Genomic DNA, 20,228 nt, shown 5'->3' on the forward strand with positions numbered 1-20,228 from the left:
GATCACCGACACTGTGACGCGGGCACCGCGGGCCTGTGAACTGGGCAGATGCCGGTGAGATCGGCTCGATGGAAACCGCGGGTGGACCGAACGCCGGGCCGGTCACCAACGGCCCCGACGCCGCAGCGGCGTCGCGTGTCGCCGAGGCGCGCACGTCGCCCGGTGTCGTCGGGGTGGGGCGGCCCTGCCTGGCCCGGACCGACCCGGCGCCGGTCGATCCCGAGGGCCGACCCGCCCGGCGCCCGGTGCCGACCGGAAACCGTGCCGTAGCGGCGCTCCGGCCCGGTCCCGATCCGGTGCCGGTCACGCGCGCGCTTCGGTGAGCACGGCGGCCCGGGGCGGTTCGCCCGGAGCGCGGCCCGCCGCGACCACGGCTCGCCGGGCGTAGGCGCGGACGTCGGCGTCGGGGTCGGCGATGGCGGTCTCGAGCGCGTCCACGGCCGCGCTGTCGGCCGGCCAGGTCGCCAGCGCCAGCACCGCCGCCTTGCGGACGTCGAGGTGCCGGTCGGCGAGTGCCTCGGTCAGCGGCGGTACGGCCGCTTCGGGTGCGGCGCCAGCGAGGCCGCGCGCCGCGCCGACGCGCACCTGCCAGGCCGAATGCCGCAGCGCGGCAGCCAGTTCGGTGTCATCGGCGGGCTCGGTGCCCAGTGCCGCGTACGCCGTCAGCGCGGCCGCCCGCACCAGCGGATCGGGATCGCCGAGGAGCACCCGGATCACCTCGACGCCCCCCGCGCCGATCGACGCCAGACCGTGAGCGACGGCGATGCGCACCTCGCGATTGACATCACCGGCGATGGAGGCCACCGCCCCGGCGTCGTCGAGCGACACCAGCGCCCGCACCGCCTCGATCCGCACGCGATGATCGGGATCACCGAGCGCCGCACGGTATTCCGCCGCCGTGCCCGCGCGCAACGCCCGCAGCAGATCGACCACCGTCGCCCGCACCAGCGGATCGGGGGAGCCGAGATGCCCGGCCAGCGCGCCCGCGCCCGGCAGCACCTCCACCAGTTCGCGCAAACTCTCGGTGGCGGCCCGGCGCACCGACGCGGCCTCGTCGCCGAGTGCCCGCACCAGTTCGTCGGCGAATCCGTCCGGGGTGTTCTCGGTGAGCACCGACAGCGCCGCTACCCGCACCACCGGATCCGGATCGCCGAGATAGCTCGACACGTCGTCGACCGCAGGGGAATCCAGCGCGAGCAGGGTGACCAGCCGGGGCGAGGACGGCGAGGCGGCGACCGGCTGACTGCGCGTCGGCGCGTCGTGCTGCGGCGCCCGGGTGCCGACCAGCTCGGGCTGGGCGATCACCTCGACGATCGGCACGGCCGAGGGCACCTCGTCGAGTCCGGGCACGGGAACCAGATACGGCGCGACCGACCGCTTCACGAACTCCATCTCGCCCGCCGCGGTCTTGCGCAGGTTCAGGTGGAAGTTCCACGATTCGTCGTCGCGCTCGGGCAGATCGGCCCGGTCGTGATAGAGACCCCAGCGGGATTCGGTGCGGGTCAGCGAACTGCGCGCCGCCATCTCCGCGCAATCCCGGATGAACGAGACCTCGGCGGCCCGCATCAGCTCGTGCGGTGTGCGCGCGCCGATGCCCTCGACCTCGCCGCGCATCCGCGCGAAGGTCTCCACCGCGATCGACAGCTTGGCCGCGGTCTTCGGGGGTGCCACATAGTCGTTCACGAAACGCCGCAGCTTGTATTCGACCTGCGGCTGCGGCGGGCCCTCCGGCTGCCGCAGGGGCCGGTAGACGAGTTCGTGCGCGTCGGCCAGCTGGTCCTCGGGCAGGTCGGTGGGCGCCGCGACCTCGGTCAGCGTCGACGCCGCGTGCGCGCCGGCGAGATCGCCGTAGACGAACGCGCCGATCATGTAGTTGTGCGGCACGCACGCCAGATCACCCGCCGCGTACAGGCCGGGCACCGTGGTGCGCGCGTTCTCGTCCACCCAGACACCCGAGGCGGAATGCCCACCGCACAAGCCGATCTCGGAGATGTGCATCTCTACGTCGTGGGTGCGGTAGTCGTGGCCGCGATTGGCGTGGAAGGTGCCGCGGGTGGGTCGCTCGGTGGTGTGCAGGATGGATTCGAGGGTGGACAGCGTCTCGTCGGGCAGGTGCGAGACCTTCAGATAGATGGGCCCGCGCGCGGATTCGATCTCCTGCTTCACCTCGGCCATCATCTGCCCCGACCAGTAGTCGGAGTCGACGAACCGCTCGCCCTCGGCATTGACCTGGTAGCCGCCGAACGGATTCGCGACGTAGGCGCAGGCGGGACCGTTGTAGTCCTTGATCAGCGGGTTGATCTGGAAGCATTCGATGCCCGACAGCTCGGCGCCGGCGTGATAGGCCATCGCGTAGCCGTCCCCGGCGTTGGTGGGGTTCTCGTAGGTGCCGTACAGATAGCCCGAGGCGGGCAATCCGAGGCGGCCGCACGGACCGGTCGCCAGGATGACCGCCTTCGCGCCGACGGCGACGAATTCGCCGGTGCGCGTGTTCAGCGCGGCCGCGCCCACCGCCCGCCCGTTGTCGGTGAGCACCCGCACCGGCATCAGCCGGTTCTCGATCCGGATCTTCTCGCGCATCGTGCGCTGGCGCAGTACGCGATACAGGGCCTTCTTCACGTCCTTGCCCTCGGGCATCGGCAGCACGTAGGACCCGGACCGATGCACCCGGCGCACGGCGTACTCGCCGTACTCGTCCTTCTCGAACTTCACGCCATAGCGTTCGAGCCGCTGCACCATGGCGAAACCCCGGGTCGCGGTCTGATAGACGGTGCGCTGGTCGACGATGCCGTCGTTGGCCCGGGTGATCTCGGCGACGTAGTCCTCCGGTTCGGCCTTGCCCGGGATGACGGCGTTGTTGACCCCGTCCATGCCCATGGCGAGCGCGCCGGAGTGCCGCACGTGCGCCTTCTCCAGCAGCAGCACGTTCGCCCCGGACTCCGCGGCGGTGAGCGCGGCCATGGTGCCCGCGGTGCCGCCGCCGACGACCAGGACGTCACAGTCGAGCCGGACGCGATCGGACAGGTCGGGAATGTTCACAGTGACTCCAGGATTCGGTCCCGTAGCGCCTGCCGGTCCACCGGCTCACGCGGGTCGGGCACCTCGACGAGCGCGCGCAGCGCACCGTCGCCGAGGACGGCGATCCGGTCGCCGAGCAGCAGGGCTTCGTCGAGGTCGTGGGTGACGAAAACGATGGTGGTGGGATGCGCGCGCCAGGTGTCGACGAGCAGGCGCTGCATCTCCGCGCGAGTCTGGCTGTCGAGCGCGCCGAACGGCTCGTCCATCAGCACCGCGCGCGGCGAGCCGGCCAGGCTGCGGGCCAGCTGCACCCGCTGGCGCATGCCGCCGGACAGGTCGCGCGGCAGGTAGTCGGCGTAGCCGGTGAGCCCGACCTCGTCGAGCCAGCGCTGCGAGCGGATCGCGCGCTCACCGCGCCCCACGCCCCGAAGCCGCAGGGCCAGTTCGACATTGGCGCGTGCGGTGCGCCACGGCAGCAGCGCGTCGTCCTGGAACACCAGCGCGCGATCGGCCGAGGGACCGGTGACGGTGTCCGCGTCGGCCCGGATGACGCCGCCGCTGGGACGGCGCAGCCCCGCGATCGCGCGCAGCAGTGTCGACTTGCCGCAGCCGGATTTGCCGACCAGGACCAGGATCTCGCCGGGCGCGATGTCGAGATCGATGCCGCGCACGACGGTCTTGGCGCCGTAGCTGATCCGCACCGATTCCAGGCTCAGCCGCATGCCGACCGAGACGGCGGGCGCGGCGGTGGTCGTGGTCATGACGCGACCTCTCTCGGCAGCCAGCGGGTGACCCGGCGGCCTGCCAGTTCGACGATTCCGGAGGTGAGGAAGCCGAGCACGCCGATGGTGATCATGCCGACGAACACGGCGGGGTAGTCGACGATGGTGTAGGACTGCCAGGTCCGGTAGCCGATGCCGAGCCGTCCGGAGATCATCTCGGCGGAGATGAGGCAGATCCAGGCCACGCCCATGCCCACCGAGAGGCCGCTGAACACCCCGGGCAGGATGCCGGGTACGACGACCCTGGTCAGCACCTCGCGCCGAGATGCGCCGAGGGTGCGGATCGCGTCCTCCCAGATGGTCGGCAGCGCCCGGGTGGCGTGGCGGGTGCTCACCAGCACCGGGAACAGCGACGCGGTGAAGGTGATGAACACGATGCCGGACTCGTCGCTGGGGAACAGCAGGATCGCCACCGGCACCAGCGCGATGGCCGGGATCGGGCGCACGAGTTCGGCCAGCGGACCGAAGACGTCGGCCAGCAGCCGCGAGCGGCCCAGGCCGATGCCGGCCAGCACGCCGACCACCGCGGCCAGCCCGAATCCGGTGACGATGCGGATCAGCGACTGCGCGACATCGAGGTAGTACTGCCCGGTACCGAGGTGCTCGCCGAACTCGGCCACGATCTCGGTCACCGTCGGCAGCGTGTCGAAGCGCAGGCCCGCGCGGACATCGCCCGCGGTGAGCAGCTGCCACAAGCCGATCGCCGCCAGCACCGAGGCGACCCGGATCGTCCGCGAGATCCACACCGATCGGCCGGTGGTGGCGTCGATGTCGTCCTGATGCCGGGGCGCGGCACCGGCCGCCAGGACGGTGTCGTCACCGGCGGCCGCGACGAGCGGCCCGGAAACCGTACTCATCCGCGGACTTCCGTCACGGCCTGGTCGTAGGCGATCGGCGCGGCGGCGGGATGGGCGGCGCGATAGCGGTCGGCGGCGGCCTGCGTGGTGAACGGCAGGTACCGGTCGCCGTCGCGCAGCCAGATCGCCTTGTCGGCGAACCAGCGGGTGCCCAGTTCGGCGTCGGGGAGGTAGACCGCCCGGATTCTCTTGCCCTGGGCCTTGGCGGCCTGCACCGCTCGCAGCAGGCAGGCCGGGTTGGCGGCGGGCTGCGGCTTGTCCGCGCCGTCGACCCAGATCTCCCCGGCCAGCGCCGGATCGGTCACGGGCACCGCGCAGATCGGGTCGGTCCCGGTGATCTTGCTCGGGTTCACCCGCGACGCCAGGGCGGTGTCGTAGTCGCCGCGCCCGGTCTCGGCGAAGGCCTTGCGCAGCGGTCCGTCCTGGACGAACGCGTCGATATCGAGGTCGGCGAAATCGCCGATCGACTTCAGATACGTCACATCGTCTTTGAACGCGGCGACGAGGTCGGCCTTGAGAGTGGTGTCGAAACTGGTGCCGCCGGGGCCGTTGTAGAGGTAGACGACCTCCTGCGGCAGGCCCGAGCCCTTTGCGACGAGATCGGCTGCCTCGAAAGGCTTCTCGTTGAGGAACGCGGTCGCGTCCAGCTGCGCGGCCAGGAAGGCCTGCAGTACCTCGGGGTGGTCGGCGGCGTAGGCGCGGCGGGCGACCACGCCGTGGAAGGTGGGCACGTTCAGCTCGGCGCCGTCGTAGAGCAGTTTGGCCTTGTTCTGCTGCACCAGCAGACCCGGCCATGCCACGAACTGCGAGAGTGCGCCGACCTGATGCGATTCCAGCGCGGTCGCGCCGACCTGCGGCTGCTGGTTGAGCACCTCCACGCCCTCGGTCGGGTCGATACCCGCCCGGCTCAGCGCCTGCACCAAGGTGCCGTGGCCCGCCGAACCGACACTGGCCGAGATCTTCTGGCCCGCCAGATCGGTGAGCGAGCGCGCCGGTGAATCATTCGGCACCACCACCATGTTCAGCGCGCCCTTGGGGTGGTAGCCGGTGATCGACACCAGCTCGGTGCGGGCGCGCTCGTTGGCCTGGGTGCGGGAACCGTTGATGAGCAACGGGTAGTCGCCCATCGAGCCGATATCGATCTTCTCGGCCACCATCTGCGCGGTGATCGGCGCGCCGGTGTCGTAGTCCTGCCACTCCACCTGGTACTTCGCGCCACCGGCGTCGGTGATCTTCTGCAACCGCTGCTCGAGGTAGCCCTGCGCCTCGAGCAGGGTGCCCGCGGTGACGGTGTTGATGGTCTTGGACTGGTACCCGACGACGACCTTGACGGTGCCCGCCGGTGCGGCGTCGGTGCTTTCGAGCGAGCAGCCCGTCGCGGTGAGCGCGAGCGCGAGCGCGGCGGGGACGAGACGAGTGATCTTCATGCGTGGATTTCCCGGGTTCAGCGGAGCAGATAGGGCATGTTGACGGTGACGGCGCCGGTCGGGCAGCGGGCCGCGCACGGCCCGCAGTACCAGCATTCGTCGACGTGCATGTAGGCCTTGCCCGAATCCTCGTGAATGGCAAGGGAATCGAGTGGACACATGTCGACGCACAAGGTGCAGCCGGTGATGCACAGCGATTCGTCGATCGTCACGGGGACGTCGGCACGCTGGGGGACGAGTGCCATCTAGAGGACCTTCCATTCGGGTGCGCTGCGGGTGAGGCTGCCGCGCATGGTGATGCGGTCACCGCGCATGCGGATGTATTCGAGGTCGACGGGTCTGCCGTCGTCGAGATGGGTGAGGCGCTCTAGCATCAGCAGGGGAGCGCCGGCGGGGGTGTCGAGGGTGGTCGCGGTGTGCGGGTCGGCGGCGACCGCTTCCAGGGCGAGGTCGGCCGCGCCGAGCGACTGACCGGTGACCTGCTCGAGCAGCACGAACACGTCGGTGGTCGCGAGATCGTTGGCCAGCACCGCGTCGCCGACGTCGGGCGCGAGATAGGTGAGATCCAGGCTCAGCGGCAGGTCGGCGAGGAATCGCAGCCGCTCGATGTAGACGACGCGATCGCCGGGTGCCACCTCGAGCCTGCGCGCGACGGCCGGGGGAGCGGTGATGTGGGTGGCCGCGCGTACCTCGTTGCGGACGGTGCCGTGCTCCGTGAGCGTCTCCTGCAGGCCGAGCAGGGCGTCGAGGCCGTGGTCGTACTTGCGGGCGGCGACGCGGGTGCCGACCTTGGGCGCGCGATCGATGAGGCCCTCGGCACGCAGCAGGGCCAGCGCCTCGCGGATGGTGTTGCGGGAGGTGTCGTGCTCGGCGGCGAGCTCCTGCTCGCCGGGCAACGCGCCCTGCACCGCGCCGGCCAGGATCTGGTGGCGCAGGATGTCGGCCACCCGGCGCGCCCGATCGGCGCGCTGGCCTCGAATCGGAGTGGGTTCTGCGGCTGCCGTTTTCTCGCTGACCTGCATGAACAGCGACGATAGCGGCCGCTATGGGGCCCGGGGCCCGTCGTGCGTCGGGCCCGAATTCAGGGGATGTTTCTACGCCGGGTGACCGTCGCCGGGACCTGCGGCGATCGGACCACGCGGCGGCATTGCGCCACCCCGGCCGGTGCGGGCGACATTCGGATCACGTCGATCGCAATGTCGCCCGGCGGCCGGGCTCGGTCAGGGCTGACCGGGCTTGAGGAGGATGAACAGCCCGTTCGCCTCGGCGCACAGGCGCTCGCCGTCGTGCATCGTCGCGCGCAAGTACACCTTGCGGCCGTCGGTACGCTCCACCCACGCGCGCACCGTCAGCTTCTTGTTGAGCGGGGTGATCGAGCGGTAGTCGATGGTGAGCGAGGCGGTCCGGGTGACGGCCTTGGTGTGCACCGCGGCAGTCATGCCGAGGATGTCGTCGAAGGCGACGCCGATCTGCCCGCCGTGCGCGGCGTTGTTGCCGCCCAGGTGGAAGGTCCGGAAGGTCAGCTCGGCGGTGACACCGTCGACGTCGGCGCTGGCCACCGTGTACGGCGGCAGCGTGATGTTGCCGCGCGAGGGCAGGTCGGTGCGGGTCCAGGTCGGTGCCGACCACTCGTCTACGACCGCGGCGTCCAGGCGCGCGTTGAGCTGCTCGAGCGTCGCGATGGTCTCCTTGGCCAGCTCGTCGGACGGGTTCAGCAGGCGCGCGCGGTCCATCAGCTCGCGCACCTGTTCGATCAGTTCGCCGTAGTGCGGGCCGCCGATGGTGTGGTCCTGCTTCGCTTGCCTGCGCTGCTGGATCAGCTCGGCGACCGGCCGGAACCCGCCCTCGTGGTGCTCTGCGTCCGGCAGCGAGTTGCCGACCTGTGTATCGTCCATATGCAACACGTTATCGCTGCGGAGCTGGATGTTCGCGTTCGGTGTCCCACTTGTGTCCGTGCTCGTGACACGGCTCACCGCCGCGGGTGCGCCTCTATTAGGCTGGTCGGCGATCACCGAGCAGGTCTGTACGTACCGAGAGTCGGCGCGCCCGCGTGGTGCCCGGCGGATGAACGGCGAAAGGCTGAGCGCATGGGTATCGCGGCGGTAGTGTTCGACATGGACGGCGTGCTGATCGATTCCGAACCCATCTGGGAACAGGTCCGGCGCGACTACGTCGAACTCAAAGGTGGCCGGTGGCAACCGGATTCGCAACGCAAGATGATGGGCATGAGTACCCAGGAATGGGCCGCCTATATGAGCGACGATCTCGGGGTCGCCATGCCGCTCGACGACATCTCGACCAAGATCATCGATCTGATGGCCGACCAGTACGCCCACCACGTGCCGTTGCTGCCGGGCGCGGTCGAGGCGGTGCAGCGGTGCGCGAGCCAGTGGAAACTGGGTCTGGCCAGTTCGTCGCCGCGCTCGCTGATCGACCTGGTGCTGGCGAAGTCCGGTCTGCTCGAGTACTTCTCCGCGATCCTGTCGACCGAGGAGGTCGGCCGGGGTAAGCCCGCGCCCGATGTCTACCTCACCATCGCCCAGCGGCTCGGGGTCGACCCGAACAGCTGTACCGCCGTGGAGGATTCGACCAACGGCCTGCGCTCGGCCCACGCGGCGGGCATGCGGGTCGTCGCCGACCCCCGTCCGGAGTTCCCGCCGGTTCCCGACGCGCTGGCGCTGGCCGCCGTGGTCATCGACGACCTCGATCAGCTGACCACCGAGGTGATCACCGGGACCGCCTGAGGCGGTCAGAAGCTGCCGGTTACGCCGTCGATCCGCTCCCGCAGCAGGTCGGCGTGGCCGTTGTGCCGGGCGTACTCCTCGATCATGTGCAGATACACCCAGCGCAGGGTGTAGCCGTCGGACCGCCACGGGACGTGGAAGACATGGTCGAGCGGCAGAGCGGCGACCGCCGCGTCACAGGCGGCGATCTCGGCGTGGAAGACCGCGAACGCCTCCGCGGCGGGCAGCGAGGTGAGGTCGTCGAAATCGGCGTCCGGTTCGGTCTCGGACCCGTAGACCGGTTCGAGGGACTCCCCGGCGGCCGACACCCGGAACCAGCCGCGCTCGACCTCGGTGAGGTGCCGGATCAGTCCCAGCAGCGACAGCGTGGACGGCGGCACCGAGCGGATCGCGAGCTGGTCGCCGTCGAGGCCGCCGCACTTGTTGAGCAGGCTCTGGCGATGGAAGTCCAACCAGGACTGCAACATCGGGCGTTCGTCCACCCCGACCAGCGTGCGCGTCGGGACGACTTCGGGCGCTGTCCACGTCATCTCGGTGACGGTACCGGCCGCTGTGGCGACGCGCAGGCCGATGACCGGTCGCCGGGTGCCGATTCCGCGCTACCCCTGGTCCGGCCCTGCCTCCATCCGGCACACTGGCCGGATGGAGGCCCAGCGTGACGAATCGCCGGAGGTCGTGGTCCACCTCGGCGACGGCTTGGATGCGCCACGGGCCGTCGACCCGGCCGATCCCGGCACCGCCGCGACCGACCCGGCCCCCGATCATCCGTTCCTGCTGCTGACGCGCACCGCGACCGAGCGGCTCCAGGCCAGGTACCTCGACGACGGCACCTACGAGGTCGAGCACATCGACGGCACCGACCGTCGCCAGTTGTTCACCACCGACGCCCTGCTGGTGCGCGATGTCGTCTGGTCCTGGGTCCAGCGGGACCGCTGGTGGCGCGACACCGTCGCCTGGACCACCGTCGATCCGGCGATCGCCGAATTGGACGCGCTGCGCGCCGAACTGTCCGAGATGCTCGACGGGATCTCGGTGCTGGACGCGGTCACCGACGATCTCGACCGCGCGCTGGCCAGGGCCGATGAACTCCTCGCCGCCGAACCCGACCTCGACTCGGACTAGTCGGCGTCGCCCTCGCACCAGTCGTCGAAGGCGTCGAAGACGGGCTCGACGACGGCCGGGACGTAATCCTCGACGGCGTCCTCGATCGGGTCCCAGACCCGGTCGCAGCCAGATGGGGCGGGCGGCCACGATTCGATGTACTCGACCAGGGGCGATTTCGGCGGTTCGGTGTCCTCGGCGGCGGCGATGCCCGCGGCCGCCAAGGTCAGTGCCGCGGTGGCTCCCGCGGTGGCGACGATCCGGTACCCGATCCTCATGACATCCTCCTGTCGGTTCCGACATGCGATGTCCCGCGATCGTAACCGCCGGGGGTGGGTCGTGTCAGCGGGCGCGGGCGCTCCAGCGGCCCTCGTCGTAGCGCACTTCAATGGGGTGGTCGAAGGCGGTGGAGACGTGGTCGGTGGTGATGACCCGGTCGGCGGGGCCGGTGGCGACGGTGCGCCCGTCGGCGATGAGCAGGGCGTGGGTGGTACTGCTCGGCAGTTCCTCGAGATGGTGGGTGACCAGCACCGAGGCGACCTCGGGGTGGGTGCGGTCGAGGGAGTCGATGGTGGTGAGGAGCTGTTCGCGGGCGGCCAGGTCCAGGCCGGTGGACGGTTCGTCGAGCAGCAGCACGCGGGGACCGCTGATCAGGGCGCGGGCGATGAGGGTGCGGCCGCGTTCGCCCTGCGACAGGGTCGGCCAGACCTCGCCGGCCTTGCCGGTCAGGCCGAGGGTGTCGATGATCGCGTCGGCGCGGGCCAAGTCGTCGGCGGTCGGCGACCAGCGCATCGGAGTGTCGATGGTGCCGGTGATGCCGGTCAGCACCACCTCGCGGACGGTGAGCGCGTACCGCAGGGGATGGCGCGGATCGACGTGCCCGATCGAGCGGCGCAGCCGGGCGAGTTCCACCCGGCCGAACTGCTCGCCGAGCACCCGCACCGTGCCGGTGGTGGGGAAGGTGACCGCGCCGCAGAAGCCGAGCAGGGTGCTCTTGCCCGCCCCGTTGGGCCCGAGCAAGGCCCAGTGCTCGCCGGCCCGCACGGTCAGGGAGATGCCGTTGATGATCTTCTTGCCCGCCCGCCGGAAGGTCACCCCGTCGAGTTCGATCACGGGCGCGCCGGTCATGCGAAAGCCTCCTTCAGGGCGGACAGGTGGGTGCGGCTGAATGCGGCCGCCGCCGTGGGGTTCCGGTCGGCGACGGCCTGGGCGAGTTGTTCGTGCGCGGCGTGGTCGGCCTGCTCGGAGGCGACGGGACGCAACTCGAGCATGTCGATCATGGCCAGGCGCAGGCGGGGCAAAAAGCTGTCGAACAGCTGGGTCAGCACGTCGTTGTGGGCGGCGACGATGACCGCGCGATGGAAGGCCATATCGGCGTCGACGTGCTCGGCCACGGTCTGGCCGTCGGCCCGGCGACCGGCCAGGGCCCGGCGGATGGCGCGCACGTCGGCGGGGGTGCGTCGCTGTGCCGCCAGCGCGGCCGCCTCGGCCTCGATCGCGATGCGCGCCTCGATCACCGCCGCGATGGTGGCGCCGCGCAGCACGACGTCCCAGTCCTCGCTCACGTCGAGCGCGGTGACGAACACCCCCGCGCCCTGTCTGCTGTCGAGCACGCCTTTGCCCGCCAGCTCCCGGATCGCCTCGCGCAGGGTGGACCGGCCGACGCCCAGCTGGGCGGCCAGCAGCGTCTCACCCGGTAATCGGTGCCCCAGCGGCCACTCGCCGGCGCGGATGCGCGTGAGCAGGAGTTCGGCCGCCTGAGCGGCCAGGGGCTGACGCCTGACCTGTGCAACCACCGAAAAACCTCTCTACTTGTCTGAGGAGTTGTGGTAGAAGTGTACCCATCATGACCTACACCGCGCTTCTCCTCCGCCGCCATGGCGGGGCCTGACCGACCGGCCGCCCCGCCGTGGGGCTCTGTCGTGGCCGGTCGCCGTCGTCTCGTGGCCCCCGCGGCCAGGAAGCAGAACCGTCATGACCCCCTTTCCCACCCTGATCACCCCCACCGGCGCCGTCGGCACCGACGCGCCCGCGTGGAACCGGCAGCGCCACTCGGCCATGCCGTCGCATCGCTACCGCGATGTCCACCGGCGCGTGGACGTGCCCGCCGGAGAACGGGACTGGCCGGATGCCAGGATCACCACCGCCCCGCTGTGGGTGCCCGTCGACCTGCGCGACGGCAATCAGGCGCTGGCCGAACCGATGGATCCCGACCGCAAGCGCCGGTTCTTCGAACTGCTGGTCGCGATGGGGTACAAGGAGATCGAGGTCGGCTATCCCTCCGCCTCGCAGACCGACTTCGACTTCGTCCGGTTGCTGGCGCGCACCCCGATCGCGCCGCCGGACGTGACCGTCGTCGTGTTCACCCCGGCCCGCCGCGACCTGATCGCGCGGACCGTCGAGTCGGTGCGCGGGATCGCCAACGAGGTGGTCATCCACCTGTACACCGCCACCGCGCCGGTCTGGCGGGAGGTCGTGCTGGGCAAGGATCGCGAGCAGTTGCGGGAGCTGATCCTGGCCGGTGCGCGCGAGGTGCTCGACACGGCGGGTGAGCTGCCGAACGTGCGATTCCAGTTCTCGCCCGAGGTGTTCAACCTGACCGAACCGGACTTCGCGCTCGAGATCTGCGACGCGGTGACCGCGCTGTGGCAGGCCTGCCCGCAGCGGCCGGTGACCTTGAATCTGCCCGCGACGGTGGAGGTGGCGACGCCCAACGTCTACGCCGACCAGATCGAGTACATGCACCGCCACCTGGCCCGTCGCGACGGGGTGATCCTGTCGGTGCACCCGCACAACGACCGGGGAACCGGCATCGCCTGTGCCGAGCTGGCGGTGCTGGCCGGCGCCCAGCGGGTGGAGGGCTGCGTCTTCGGCAACGGCGAGCGCACCGGCAATGTCGACATCGCGACCTTGGCGCTCAACCTGCACGCCCAGGGCGTCGACCCGATGATCGACTTCTCCGACATCGACGAGATCCGCCGCACGGTGGAGTACTGCACCCGGTTGCCCGTGCCCGAACGGCATCCCTACGTCGGCGATCTCGTCCACACCGCGTTCTCGGGTACCCATCAGGACGCGATCCGCAAGGGGATGGCCCATCATCGCGAGGTGGCGGCGCGCGCCGGTGTCGCCGAGCGTGAACTGCCCTGGCAGGTCCCGTACCTGCCGATCGACCCCGCCGATATCGGGCGCTCCTACGACGCCGTGATCCGGGTGAACTCCCAGTCCGGCAAGGGCGGCATCGCCTACCTGCTGCACACCGAGTACGGGCTGGACCTGCCGCGCCGCCTGCAGATCGACCTGGCCCGCCGGGTGCAGGTGCGCACCGACGACACCGGCACCGAGGTCACCGCGAAGGAACTGTTCACCCTGTTCGAGCGGGCCTATACGGTGGCGGATCCGCGCATCGTGCTGACGCGGTGGCGCATCGTCGAGGAGACCACCGAGATCGTGCTCGACATCGACGGACGCGAACTGCGCTCGGTGCACCACGGCATCGGCCCGGTCGACGCGGTCACCACGGCACTCGCCGCCGCGGGTCACCCGGTCGAGATCCTGGGCCTGACACAGCATTCCGTGGCCGAGGGCGCCGACAGCGCCGCGGTCGGCTACCTCGAATACCGGGTTGCCGGCCGCACCGGCTGGGCCTTCGGGCGCAGTACCTCGGTGATCGCGGCGTCCTTGGACGCGGTGCTGAACGCGGTGAACGCGACCGCCTGACCGACGATCTCGTGGGGCGCCCGCGCCGCCCCACGAGATCTCGGCGTCAGCACCAGCCGGTGAGGTACATCAGGCCGAGGCTGGCGATGCCCAGGATCAGGCCCAGCGCGCCACCGAGGACCAGGGGCCGCACGCCCGCGCTGCGCAGCCGCTCGACGCTCAACGAGGTGCCGATGGCGGCCAGCACCGCGGCGATCAGCCAGCCGCTGGTGGTGGCCAGCGGCTGGGTCAGCGCGGTGGGCAGGATGCCCAGCCCGGCGACGATCGAGGCCGCCAGGAACAGCACCACGAACAGCGGGAACGCCTGGCGCAGCGAACCCGCGGGGGCGCCGGTCTCCGCGGTCAGACGGCGGCGGCCGACGTGCAGGCCGATACACAGCGGGACGATCGCGAGACTGCGCACCAGCTTCACGATGACCGCGAAGTGCGCGGCGCCCGCGCCGAAGATGACCCCGGCGGCCAGCACCGAGGAGGTGTCGTTGATCGCGGTGCCCACCCACAGGCCGAACGCCTCCTGCGACAGGCCGAGCGCGCGCCCGAGCGGCGGATACACCAGCACCGCGGCGACATTGAAGACGAAGATGGTGCCGAGGGCGTAGGCGACGCGCTGCTTGTCCGGCCGCAGGACCGCGGTGGCGGCGGCGATCGCGGACGCACCGCAGATCGTGGTGCCCACCGCCACCAGCGTCGCCGATTCCCGGTCCACCGCCAGCATCCGGCCGACGAAGAACGCCGCCACCCCGCCGACGAGCAGTGTGCCGAGCAGCACGACGGCCGTCTCCTTGCCCACACTCATCACCGACCCCAGCGGCAGCCCGAGCCCGAGCAGCACGATCGCCGCGCCGAGCAGCCGCTGCCGGGCGAGGTCGAGGCCCGGGCCGAACGTCTCGCCCGCCGCGTCCCGACGGCGCAACACCATCCCGGCGACGGCGCCCGCGGCCAGCGCCAGCACGGGCGCGCCGATCATCGGCAGTGCCTTACCGAAGGGCATGGCCACGGTGGCCAGGAGTGCGGCGAGGGCCAGGCCGGGAGCGATGGTACGTACTCGGTTCACTCCTCCACCTTCGCCGCGCCGAAGACTCCGAGGTAGAGGCCCGTTTTCGGGGTTCTCATAAGGCAGGCTTATGGCTGGTGGTGCGGCGGGTGTGCTTTCCTGGAGTGGTGCGGACATCGACCCGGCTCGCGCTGACCGCCGCGATCGCAGCGATGCTGTGGGGCGAGTGGGCGAACTGGCGCGCCTCGCGCAGGCGCGTCGGCTCGGCGGGCCCGGGGTCCGAGGCGGTCGTGGTGCTCGGCTACCGCGACGCGGGCCCGCGAGCCAATGCCATGAACCGGTGGCGGGTGCGCGCGGGCCTGCGCTCGCTCGATCCGGCGGCGACCGAATACCGGCTGGTCCTGTGCGGCGGTGCCTGCGCGGGTCCGGTGTCCGAGGCGGCGCTGATGGCCGCCTACGCCACGGACGCGCGCGGCTATCGCGGTGAGCTCGTGCTCGAGGAATCGAGCCGATCCACTTGGGAGAACATCGCTTTCGCGATTCCGTACCTGAAGGACGTCGACCGGATCAAGATCGTCTCCCTGCCCACCCACGCCGCAACCGGTCGTGACTATCTGGCGGAACAGAGCCCGGAACTTGCCGTGCGACTGGTGCCGGGGCGAGAGTACCGATTCGGGGAGTGGATGCCGCTGAAACCGGTGATCGCGCTCTACGGGGTGGTCAAGGACCTGCGTGGCCGATACGCGGCCGAACACGACGACGACAGTGCCTGATGCGGCGCCGCGGCGCGCGTCGCCCATAATCGGCGCATGACCCTGCCACCCGGAACCCCCGACCTGGAGGTCCTCGACCTCCTCGTGTCGGTGGCCGAGCTGGGCAGTCTGGGCGCAGCCGCGCGCCGCCACGGCATCAGCCAGCCCGCGGCGAGCATGCGGATCCGCGCCCTCGAACGACGGATGCGGGTCAAGCTCCTCGACCGCGGCCCGACCGGCTCGGCGCTGACCGACGCCGGGCATTCGGTGGTCGAGCACGCGCGCATCGTGCTCGCCGCCGTGCGTGATCTGGTCGACGACGTCGATCGCCTGCGCGCCGCGGCCGCGCCACGATTGCGCATAGCCGCGTCGAAAACGATTGCCGACCACCGTATTCCGCACTGGTTGGCGGCGCTGCGCACCGATCATCCCGAAGTGCTGATCTCGCTGGAGGTGGAGAACTCGACCCAGGTCGCGGCGCTGGTGCGCGACGGTGTCGCCGATCTGGGATTCGTCGAGGGCCCGCATCCGCCCGCCGGGCTCGGCAGTCGCGTGCTCGGCGCCGACGACCTGGTCGTGGTGGTCGCGCCGGAGCACCCCTGGGCGCGCCGGACCACCCCGGTCGCGCTCGCCGAACTCGCCGGCACCGCCCTGCTCTGGCGCGAGCCGGGCTCGGGCACCCGCGACACCGTCTGGGACCTGCTCAGCACCGCCGCGACCCCCGCGGGCCCGGCCGCGGAACTGGGCTCGGCCGCCGCCATCGTGGCGGCGGCCCGCGCCGGCATGGCCCCGGCGGTCCTGAGCCGGCTGATCGCCGCGCCGGATCTGGCGACCGGCGCGCTGGTGGCGGTGCCGTCGGCCGACGCCGCCCGGCTGACCCGCAAGTTCCGGGCGATCTGGCGCCGCACCACCCCACCCTCGGGCCCGGGCGAACTGCTCGTAGATCGGGCCGCGCAACTCGAGATCGCCCGCTCGCCGGTGGTGGGACTACCGGACACGGGGATATCGTCGCAGGTAGAGGGCTCGGAGCCGCAGCGGTAACTGGCGTAACGGCCCGGTAATTGCCCGAAACGTCCGCCGTAACGCGGCCTTCGGAGCATGTGCCGCATGACAGCCACTCCCTTTTCCTCGGCGCGGCCCCGGCCCCAGCCCCCCGATCCGGGCACGGGCCGACGCAGCGCACCGGCCCGCCGCATCCGCGACGTCCTGCGCGCCCGTATCCGCAGCGGCGTCTACGGCACCCGGCCGCTGCCTGCCGAGGCCCAGCTCGCGGCCGACTTCGCCACCAGCCGCAATATCGTCCGCGACGCCCTCACCCTGCTGCGCGACGAAGGGCTGATCGATCGGGTGCCGGGCGCGGGCACCTTCGTCGTCGCCGAGAAGGCCGTGCAGGGTCTGGACCGACTGCGCGGGCTCGCCGAGACCTTCCAGACCCACAGCGACCGGGTGGTGAACCGGGTCCTGCTCGCCGAGGTCGTGCCCGCCACGCCGCTGGTCGCCGAACGGCTCGAGCTGGAGCCGGGCGATCCGGTCGTCGCGCTGGAGCGGGTGCGCTATCTCGACGGCGCCCCGCTGTCGCTGGACGCCAGCTACCTGACGGCCGACGTCGGCATCCCCCTGCTCGACCAGGACCTCACCGGCTGCGACGTCTTCGGCCTGCTCGAAGCCGAACTCGGACTGCCGTTGGGCTCGGCCGCGGTCGCGATCGAGGCGGTCGCCGCCGACCCCACGGTCGCCGGCCTGCTGGAAGTCCGCGCCGGTTCGCCGCTGCTGTTCCTGGAACGGCTCACCTACACCGATTCCGGCCGGCCCGTCGATCTCGAATACATCCGCTATCGCGGTGACCGGTTCTCGCTGTCCGGGCGGTTGGACCGCGTCCCGGTGACCCCGCGGCGCACCGTCGCCCGCGACTCCAACGAAAGGGGTTGATCCCCATGCAGATCCCACCGCTCACCGAACGGCGCGAGCTCGTCTGCGACGTCCTGATCGTCGGCGGCGGCACGGCGGGCACGATGGCCGCGCTCACCGCGGCCCGCCACGGCGCGAACGTGCTGCTGCTGGAGAAGGCGCACGTGCGGCACTCCGGCGCGCTCGCGATGGGCATGGACGGCGTCAACAACGCCGTGGTGCCCGGCAAGGCCAGCCCGGAGGACTACGTCGCCGACATCACCGTCGCCAACGACGGCATCGTCAACCAGCGCACCGTCTACGAGACGGCCACCCGTGGCTTCGAGATGGTGCAGCGCCTCGAGGGGTACGGCGTCAAGTTCGAGAAGGACGAGCACGGCGAGTACGCGGTGCGCAAGGTGCACCGCTCGGGCTCCTACGTGCTGCCGATGCCCGAGGGCCGCGACGTGAAGAAGGTGCTCTACCGCACCCTGCGGGCTCGCGACGTGCGCGCCAAGGTGACGATCTCCAACCGGGTGATGCCGGTGCGGGTGCTCACCGTGGACGGGCGCGCGGTCGGCGCCGTCGGCTTCGATACGCGCACCGGCGAATTCGTCACCATCTCGGCGGGCGCGGTGATTCTGGCCGCGGGTGCGTGCGGCCGGCTCGGCCTGCCCGCCTCGGGCTATCTGTACGGCACCTACGAGAACCCCACCAACGCCGGGGACGGCTACGCGATGGCCTATCACGCCGGCGCCGAGCTGTCGGGCATCGAATGCTTCCAGATCAACCCCCTGATCAAGGACTACAACGGTCCCGCCTGCGCCTACGTCGCGAATCCGTTCGGCGGCTACCAGGTCAATGCCGAGGGCAACCGCTTCGTCGACTGCGACTACTGGTCGGGGCAGATGATGGCCGAGGTCAAACGGGAACTCGACAGCGCCCGCGGGCCGATCTACCTGAAACTGAGCCACCTGCCCGACGCCACGATCCGCGAGATCGAAGGCATCCTGCACACCACCGAACGACCTACTCGCGGCACCTTCCACGCGGGCCGCGGCACCGACTACCGCACCGGCGACATCGAGATGCACATCTCCGAGATCGGCTTGTGCAGTGGACATTCGGCCTCGGGCGTGTGGGTCGACGAACACGCCGCGACCACCGTCCCCGGCCTGTACGCGGCCGGTGACATGGCGCTGGTGCCGCACAACTACATGATCGGCGCCTTCGTCTACGGCGACATCGCCGGCGAGCACGCCAGCGCCTTCGCCCGCGGCGCGACCCATCCCGAGCTGCCCGCCGACCAGGTCGAGGCCGCCCACGAGCTGATCTATCGCCCGCTGCGCAATCCCGACGGTCCGCCGCAGCCGCAGGTGGAATACAAGCTGCGCCGTTTCGTCAACGACTACCTGCAACCGCCGAAAGCGCAGTCCTACCTGGCGCTGGGGGTGGCCGCCTTCGAGCGGATGCGGGACGAGATCGCCGCCATGGGCGGGCAGACACCCCACGAACTGATGCGTTGCGCCGAAGTGAGCTTCATCCGCGACTGTGCCGAGATGGCGGCGCGGGCCTCCCTGCGCCGGACCGAAAGCCGCTGGGGGCTCTACCATCAGCGCGCCGACTGGCCCGCGCGCGACGACGCGGAATGGTTCTGCCACCTCAACCTCTTTCGCGGCGCGACCGGGTCGATGGAGTTCCGCACCCGCCCGGTCGCGCCGTACATCGTGCCGGTCCCCGGATTCGTGCGGCCCGACGGCGTCGCCGATGTCGCGGCCCCCGAACTCGTCGGCGCGTGGGGTGCCCGATGAGCGCGCGCCTGCTGACCCTGCTCGACCTGGCCGAGGAGTGCCCGGAACTCGACGAGCTCACCCCGTATCTCCGCGACGTCGATCCCGAGGTCCGGCGGACGGCCCTGTCGGTGCTGAGCGAGACCACCGAGGACTGGGCCGCGGCGGCGCCGATCATCGCGGGCGCTCTGGCTGATGCCGATGTCGACGTACGCCACACCGCGATCGGGCTGCTCACCGAACTGCTCGAAGTGCTGATACCCGGGCCGGAGTTCGACGCGGCGCTGCGCGAGTGCCTCACCGCGCCCGAACCGGCCGTGCGCTCGGCCGCGATCGAGGCACTGTGGCGGCACCGCAGAGTGAGCGCCGGGGAACTGCTCGCCCGGCTGGCCGACCCGAACGCGGCCGTCCGGCGCACCGTCGTCGGCGGACTGACCTCGGTCGACGCCATCGACGAACTCGCCACCGCGGCCGCCGACGAGGACCAGAACGTCCGGATCGGCGTCGCGAAAGGGCTTGCCGCCGTCGGTGACCCGCGCGGGGCGGTCACCCTGCTGACCCTGGCGCACGATCCGGAACCGCTGGTGCGCGCCGCCGCGCTGGCGAGCCTGGCCGGCACCGGCTGCGACGACCAGGCCGCCGCCGTCGCCACCGCGGCGATGACCGATCCGGCCTGGCAGGTACGGCAGGCGGCAGCGGTCGCGCTCGGCGCGGCCGACCCCGAACTCGCGGCCGCGCCCCTGCTCGCGGCCGTGTCCGATCCCAACCTCGACGTCCGTAAGGCGGCGGTGCGCGCACTGGCCGAACGGATCGCCGAGCGCCGCGACATCACCACGGCGCTGCAACGGGCACTCGACGACCCGGACGCCGACGTCCGCGCCTTCGCCCGCATCGGCATCGCCAACTCTGGAAAGGAACTCTGATGGCCCAGGTCAATGCCCGTCTCGATGTCCCCGTCTCGGTCGACGAGGCCACCTGTATCGAGGGCTGCACGCTGTGCGTCGACATGTGTCCGCTCGATTCCCTTGCCATCCATCCGGATTCGGGCAAGGCCTACATGCACGTCGACGAATGCTGGTACTGCGGGCCCTGTGCCGCGCGATGCCCGGTCGGCGCCGTCACCGTCAACATCCCGTTCCTGTTGCGTTGAGAAGAA

Annotated in this window: 20 protein-coding genes and 1 pseudogene; 9 read left to right on the forward strand and 12 right to left on the reverse strand. The window is 71.0% G+C overall.

Features of this window, described 5'->3' with window-relative positions; all coding sequences use genetic code 11:
* The first annotated feature begins 35 nt into the window (after positions 1–35).
* A complete protein-coding gene (locus Q7X29_RS16645) occupies positions 36–323 on the forward strand; it encodes a hypothetical protein (RefSeq protein ID WP_316574642.1) in 288 nt (95 codons plus the stop codon).
* Here the strand turns inward: Q7X29_RS16645 and Q7X29_RS16650 are convergent.
* The 7 genes from Q7X29_RS16650 to Q7X29_RS16680 form a co-directional block, all read right to left on the reverse strand.
* Entirely contained in the window at positions 304–3,039 is a 2,736-nt protein-coding gene (locus Q7X29_RS16650; protein WP_316574643.1) for a fumarate reductase/succinate dehydrogenase flavoprotein subunit, read from the reverse strand. The two genes, Q7X29_RS16645 and Q7X29_RS16650, sit on opposite strands and share 20 nt — an antisense overlap.
* Positions 3,036–3,779 carry an ABC transporter ATP-binding protein gene (locus Q7X29_RS16655; protein ID WP_316574644.1) on the reverse strand — a complete coding sequence of 248 codons (744 nt, stop codon included), beginning with the start codon at positions 3,777–3,779 and terminating at the stop codon, positions 3,036–3,038. Before Q7X29_RS16655 ends, Q7X29_RS16650 begins: the two co-directional genes overlap by 4 nt.
* Complete coding sequence (locus Q7X29_RS16660) at positions 3,776–4,657, reverse strand: ABC transporter permease (protein ID WP_316574645.1); 882 nt, start codon at positions 4,655–4,657, stop codon at positions 3,776–3,778. The genes Q7X29_RS16655 and Q7X29_RS16660 overlap by 4 nt, the downstream gene beginning before the upstream one ends.
* On the reverse strand, positions 4,654–6,084 hold the full coding sequence (locus Q7X29_RS16665) for an ABC transporter substrate-binding protein (RefSeq protein WP_316574646.1): 1,431 nt from the start codon (positions 6,082–6,084) through the stop codon (positions 4,654–4,656). Before Q7X29_RS16665 ends, Q7X29_RS16660 begins: the two co-directional genes overlap by 4 nt.
* A gap of 17 nt (positions 6,085–6,101) precedes the next feature.
* Positions 6,102–6,329: a 4Fe-4S dicluster domain-containing protein gene (locus Q7X29_RS16670; RefSeq protein WP_019046727.1), complete on the reverse strand. Its 228-nt coding sequence runs from the start codon at positions 6,327–6,329 to the stop codon at positions 6,102–6,104.
* On the reverse strand, positions 6,330–7,106 hold the full coding sequence (locus Q7X29_RS16675) for a GntR family transcriptional regulator (protein WP_316574647.1): 777 nt from the start codon (positions 7,104–7,106) through the stop codon (positions 6,330–6,332). It abuts the gene before it with no gap.
* A 198-nt stretch (positions 7,107–7,304) separates the two neighbouring features.
* The gene (locus Q7X29_RS16680; protein WP_218716304.1) at positions 7,305–7,979 is read right to left on the reverse strand and encodes a PaaI family thioesterase; all 675 of its coding nucleotides are present in this window, start codon (positions 7,977–7,979) and stop codon (positions 7,305–7,307) included.
* 192 nt (positions 7,980–8,171) lie between these two features.
* Here Q7X29_RS16680 and Q7X29_RS16685 point away from each other — a divergent pair, with 192 nt between their 5' ends.
* A complete protein-coding gene (locus tag Q7X29_RS16685) occupies positions 8,172–8,828 on the forward strand; it encodes an HAD family hydrolase (protein WP_218716305.1) in 657 nt (218 codons plus the stop codon).
* Positions 8,829–8,833: 5 nt separating this feature from the next.
* Here the strand turns inward: Q7X29_RS16685 and Q7X29_RS16690 are convergent, their stop codons facing one another.
* Positions 8,834–9,358: a DinB family protein gene (locus tag Q7X29_RS16690; protein WP_218716306.1), complete on the reverse strand. Its 525-nt coding sequence runs from the start codon at positions 9,356–9,358 to the stop codon at positions 8,834–8,836.
* Between the two features lie 112 nt (positions 9,359–9,470).
* On the opposite strand from Q7X29_RS16690, the gene Q7X29_RS16695 reads away from it, so the two are divergent.
* The gene (locus Q7X29_RS16695) at positions 9,471–9,950 is read left to right on the forward strand and encodes a hypothetical protein (protein ID WP_316574648.1); all 480 of its coding nucleotides are present in this window, start codon (positions 9,471–9,473) and stop codon (positions 9,948–9,950) included.
* Here Q7X29_RS16695 and Q7X29_RS16700 read toward each other — a convergent pair.
* The 3 genes from Q7X29_RS16700 to Q7X29_RS16710 all read right to left on the reverse strand — a co-directional run bounded on the left by Q7X29_RS16700 (position 9,947) and on the right by Q7X29_RS16710 (position 11,725).
* Positions 9,947–10,207: a hypothetical protein gene (locus Q7X29_RS16700; protein WP_316574649.1), complete on the reverse strand. Its 261-nt coding sequence runs from the start codon at positions 10,205–10,207 to the stop codon at positions 9,947–9,949. The two genes, Q7X29_RS16695 and Q7X29_RS16700, sit on opposite strands and share 4 nt — an antisense overlap.
* Before the next feature lie 64 nt (positions 10,208–10,271).
* Positions 10,272–11,057, reverse strand: a complete 786-nt coding sequence (locus tag Q7X29_RS16705) for an ABC transporter ATP-binding protein (RefSeq protein WP_218716309.1) — start codon at positions 11,055–11,057, stop codon at positions 10,272–10,274.
* Complete coding sequence (locus Q7X29_RS16710; RefSeq protein ID WP_316574650.1) at positions 11,054–11,725, reverse strand: FadR/GntR family transcriptional regulator; 672 nt, start codon at positions 11,723–11,725, stop codon at positions 11,054–11,056. Before Q7X29_RS16710 ends, Q7X29_RS16705 begins: the two co-directional genes overlap by 4 nt.
* A gap of 262 nt (positions 11,726–11,987) precedes the next feature.
* Here Q7X29_RS16710 and Q7X29_RS16715 point away from each other — a divergent pair, with 262 nt between their 5' ends.
* A complete protein-coding gene (locus tag Q7X29_RS16715; protein ID WP_316575373.1) occupies positions 11,988–13,649 on the forward strand; it encodes a 2-isopropylmalate synthase in 1,662 nt (553 codons plus the stop codon).
* A gap of 46 nt (positions 13,650–13,695) precedes the next feature.
* On the opposite strand, the gene Q7X29_RS16720 is transcribed toward Q7X29_RS16715, so the two are convergent.
* Positions 13,696–14,703: a YeiH family protein gene (locus tag Q7X29_RS16720; protein ID WP_316574651.1), complete on the reverse strand. Its 1,008-nt coding sequence runs from the start codon at positions 14,701–14,703 to the stop codon at positions 13,696–13,698.
* A 107-nt stretch (positions 14,704–14,810) separates the two neighbouring features.
* Between Q7X29_RS16720 and Q7X29_RS16725 the strand changes: the two genes are divergently transcribed.
* From Q7X29_RS16725 to Q7X29_RS16745, 5 genes and pseudogenes are all read left to right on the forward strand, one after another.
* On the forward strand, positions 14,811–15,416 hold the full coding sequence (locus Q7X29_RS16725; RefSeq protein WP_316574652.1) for a YdcF family protein: 606 nt from the start codon (positions 14,811–14,813) through the stop codon (positions 15,414–15,416).
* A 36-nt stretch (positions 15,417–15,452) separates the two neighbouring features.
* Complete coding sequence (locus Q7X29_RS16730) at positions 15,453–16,436, forward strand: LysR family transcriptional regulator (protein WP_316574653.1); 984 nt, start codon at positions 15,453–15,455, stop codon at positions 16,434–16,436.
* Positions 16,437–16,502: 66 nt separating this feature from the next.
* Complete coding sequence (locus Q7X29_RS16735) at positions 16,503–17,324, forward strand: GntR family transcriptional regulator (RefSeq protein ID WP_316574654.1); 822 nt, start codon at positions 16,503–16,505, stop codon at positions 17,322–17,324.
* Positions 17,325–17,329: 5 nt separating this feature from the next.
* A pseudogene (locus Q7X29_RS16740) lies at positions 17,330–19,995 on the forward strand (fumarate reductase/succinate dehydrogenase flavoprotein subunit).
* Positions 19,995–20,222, forward strand: coding sequence for a 4Fe-4S dicluster domain-containing protein (locus Q7X29_RS16745; RefSeq protein WP_316574655.1), 228 nt, complete (start codon positions 19,995–19,997; stop codon positions 20,220–20,222). The pseudogene Q7X29_RS16740 and the gene Q7X29_RS16745 overlap by 1 nt, the downstream one beginning before the upstream one ends.
* The last annotated feature ends 6 nt before the right edge of the window (positions 20,223–20,228 follow it).

Source organism: Nocardia canadensis (assembly GCF_032656385.1).
Classification (GTDB): domain Bacteria; phylum Actinomycetota; class Actinomycetes; order Mycobacteriales; family Mycobacteriaceae; genus Nocardia; species Nocardia canadensis.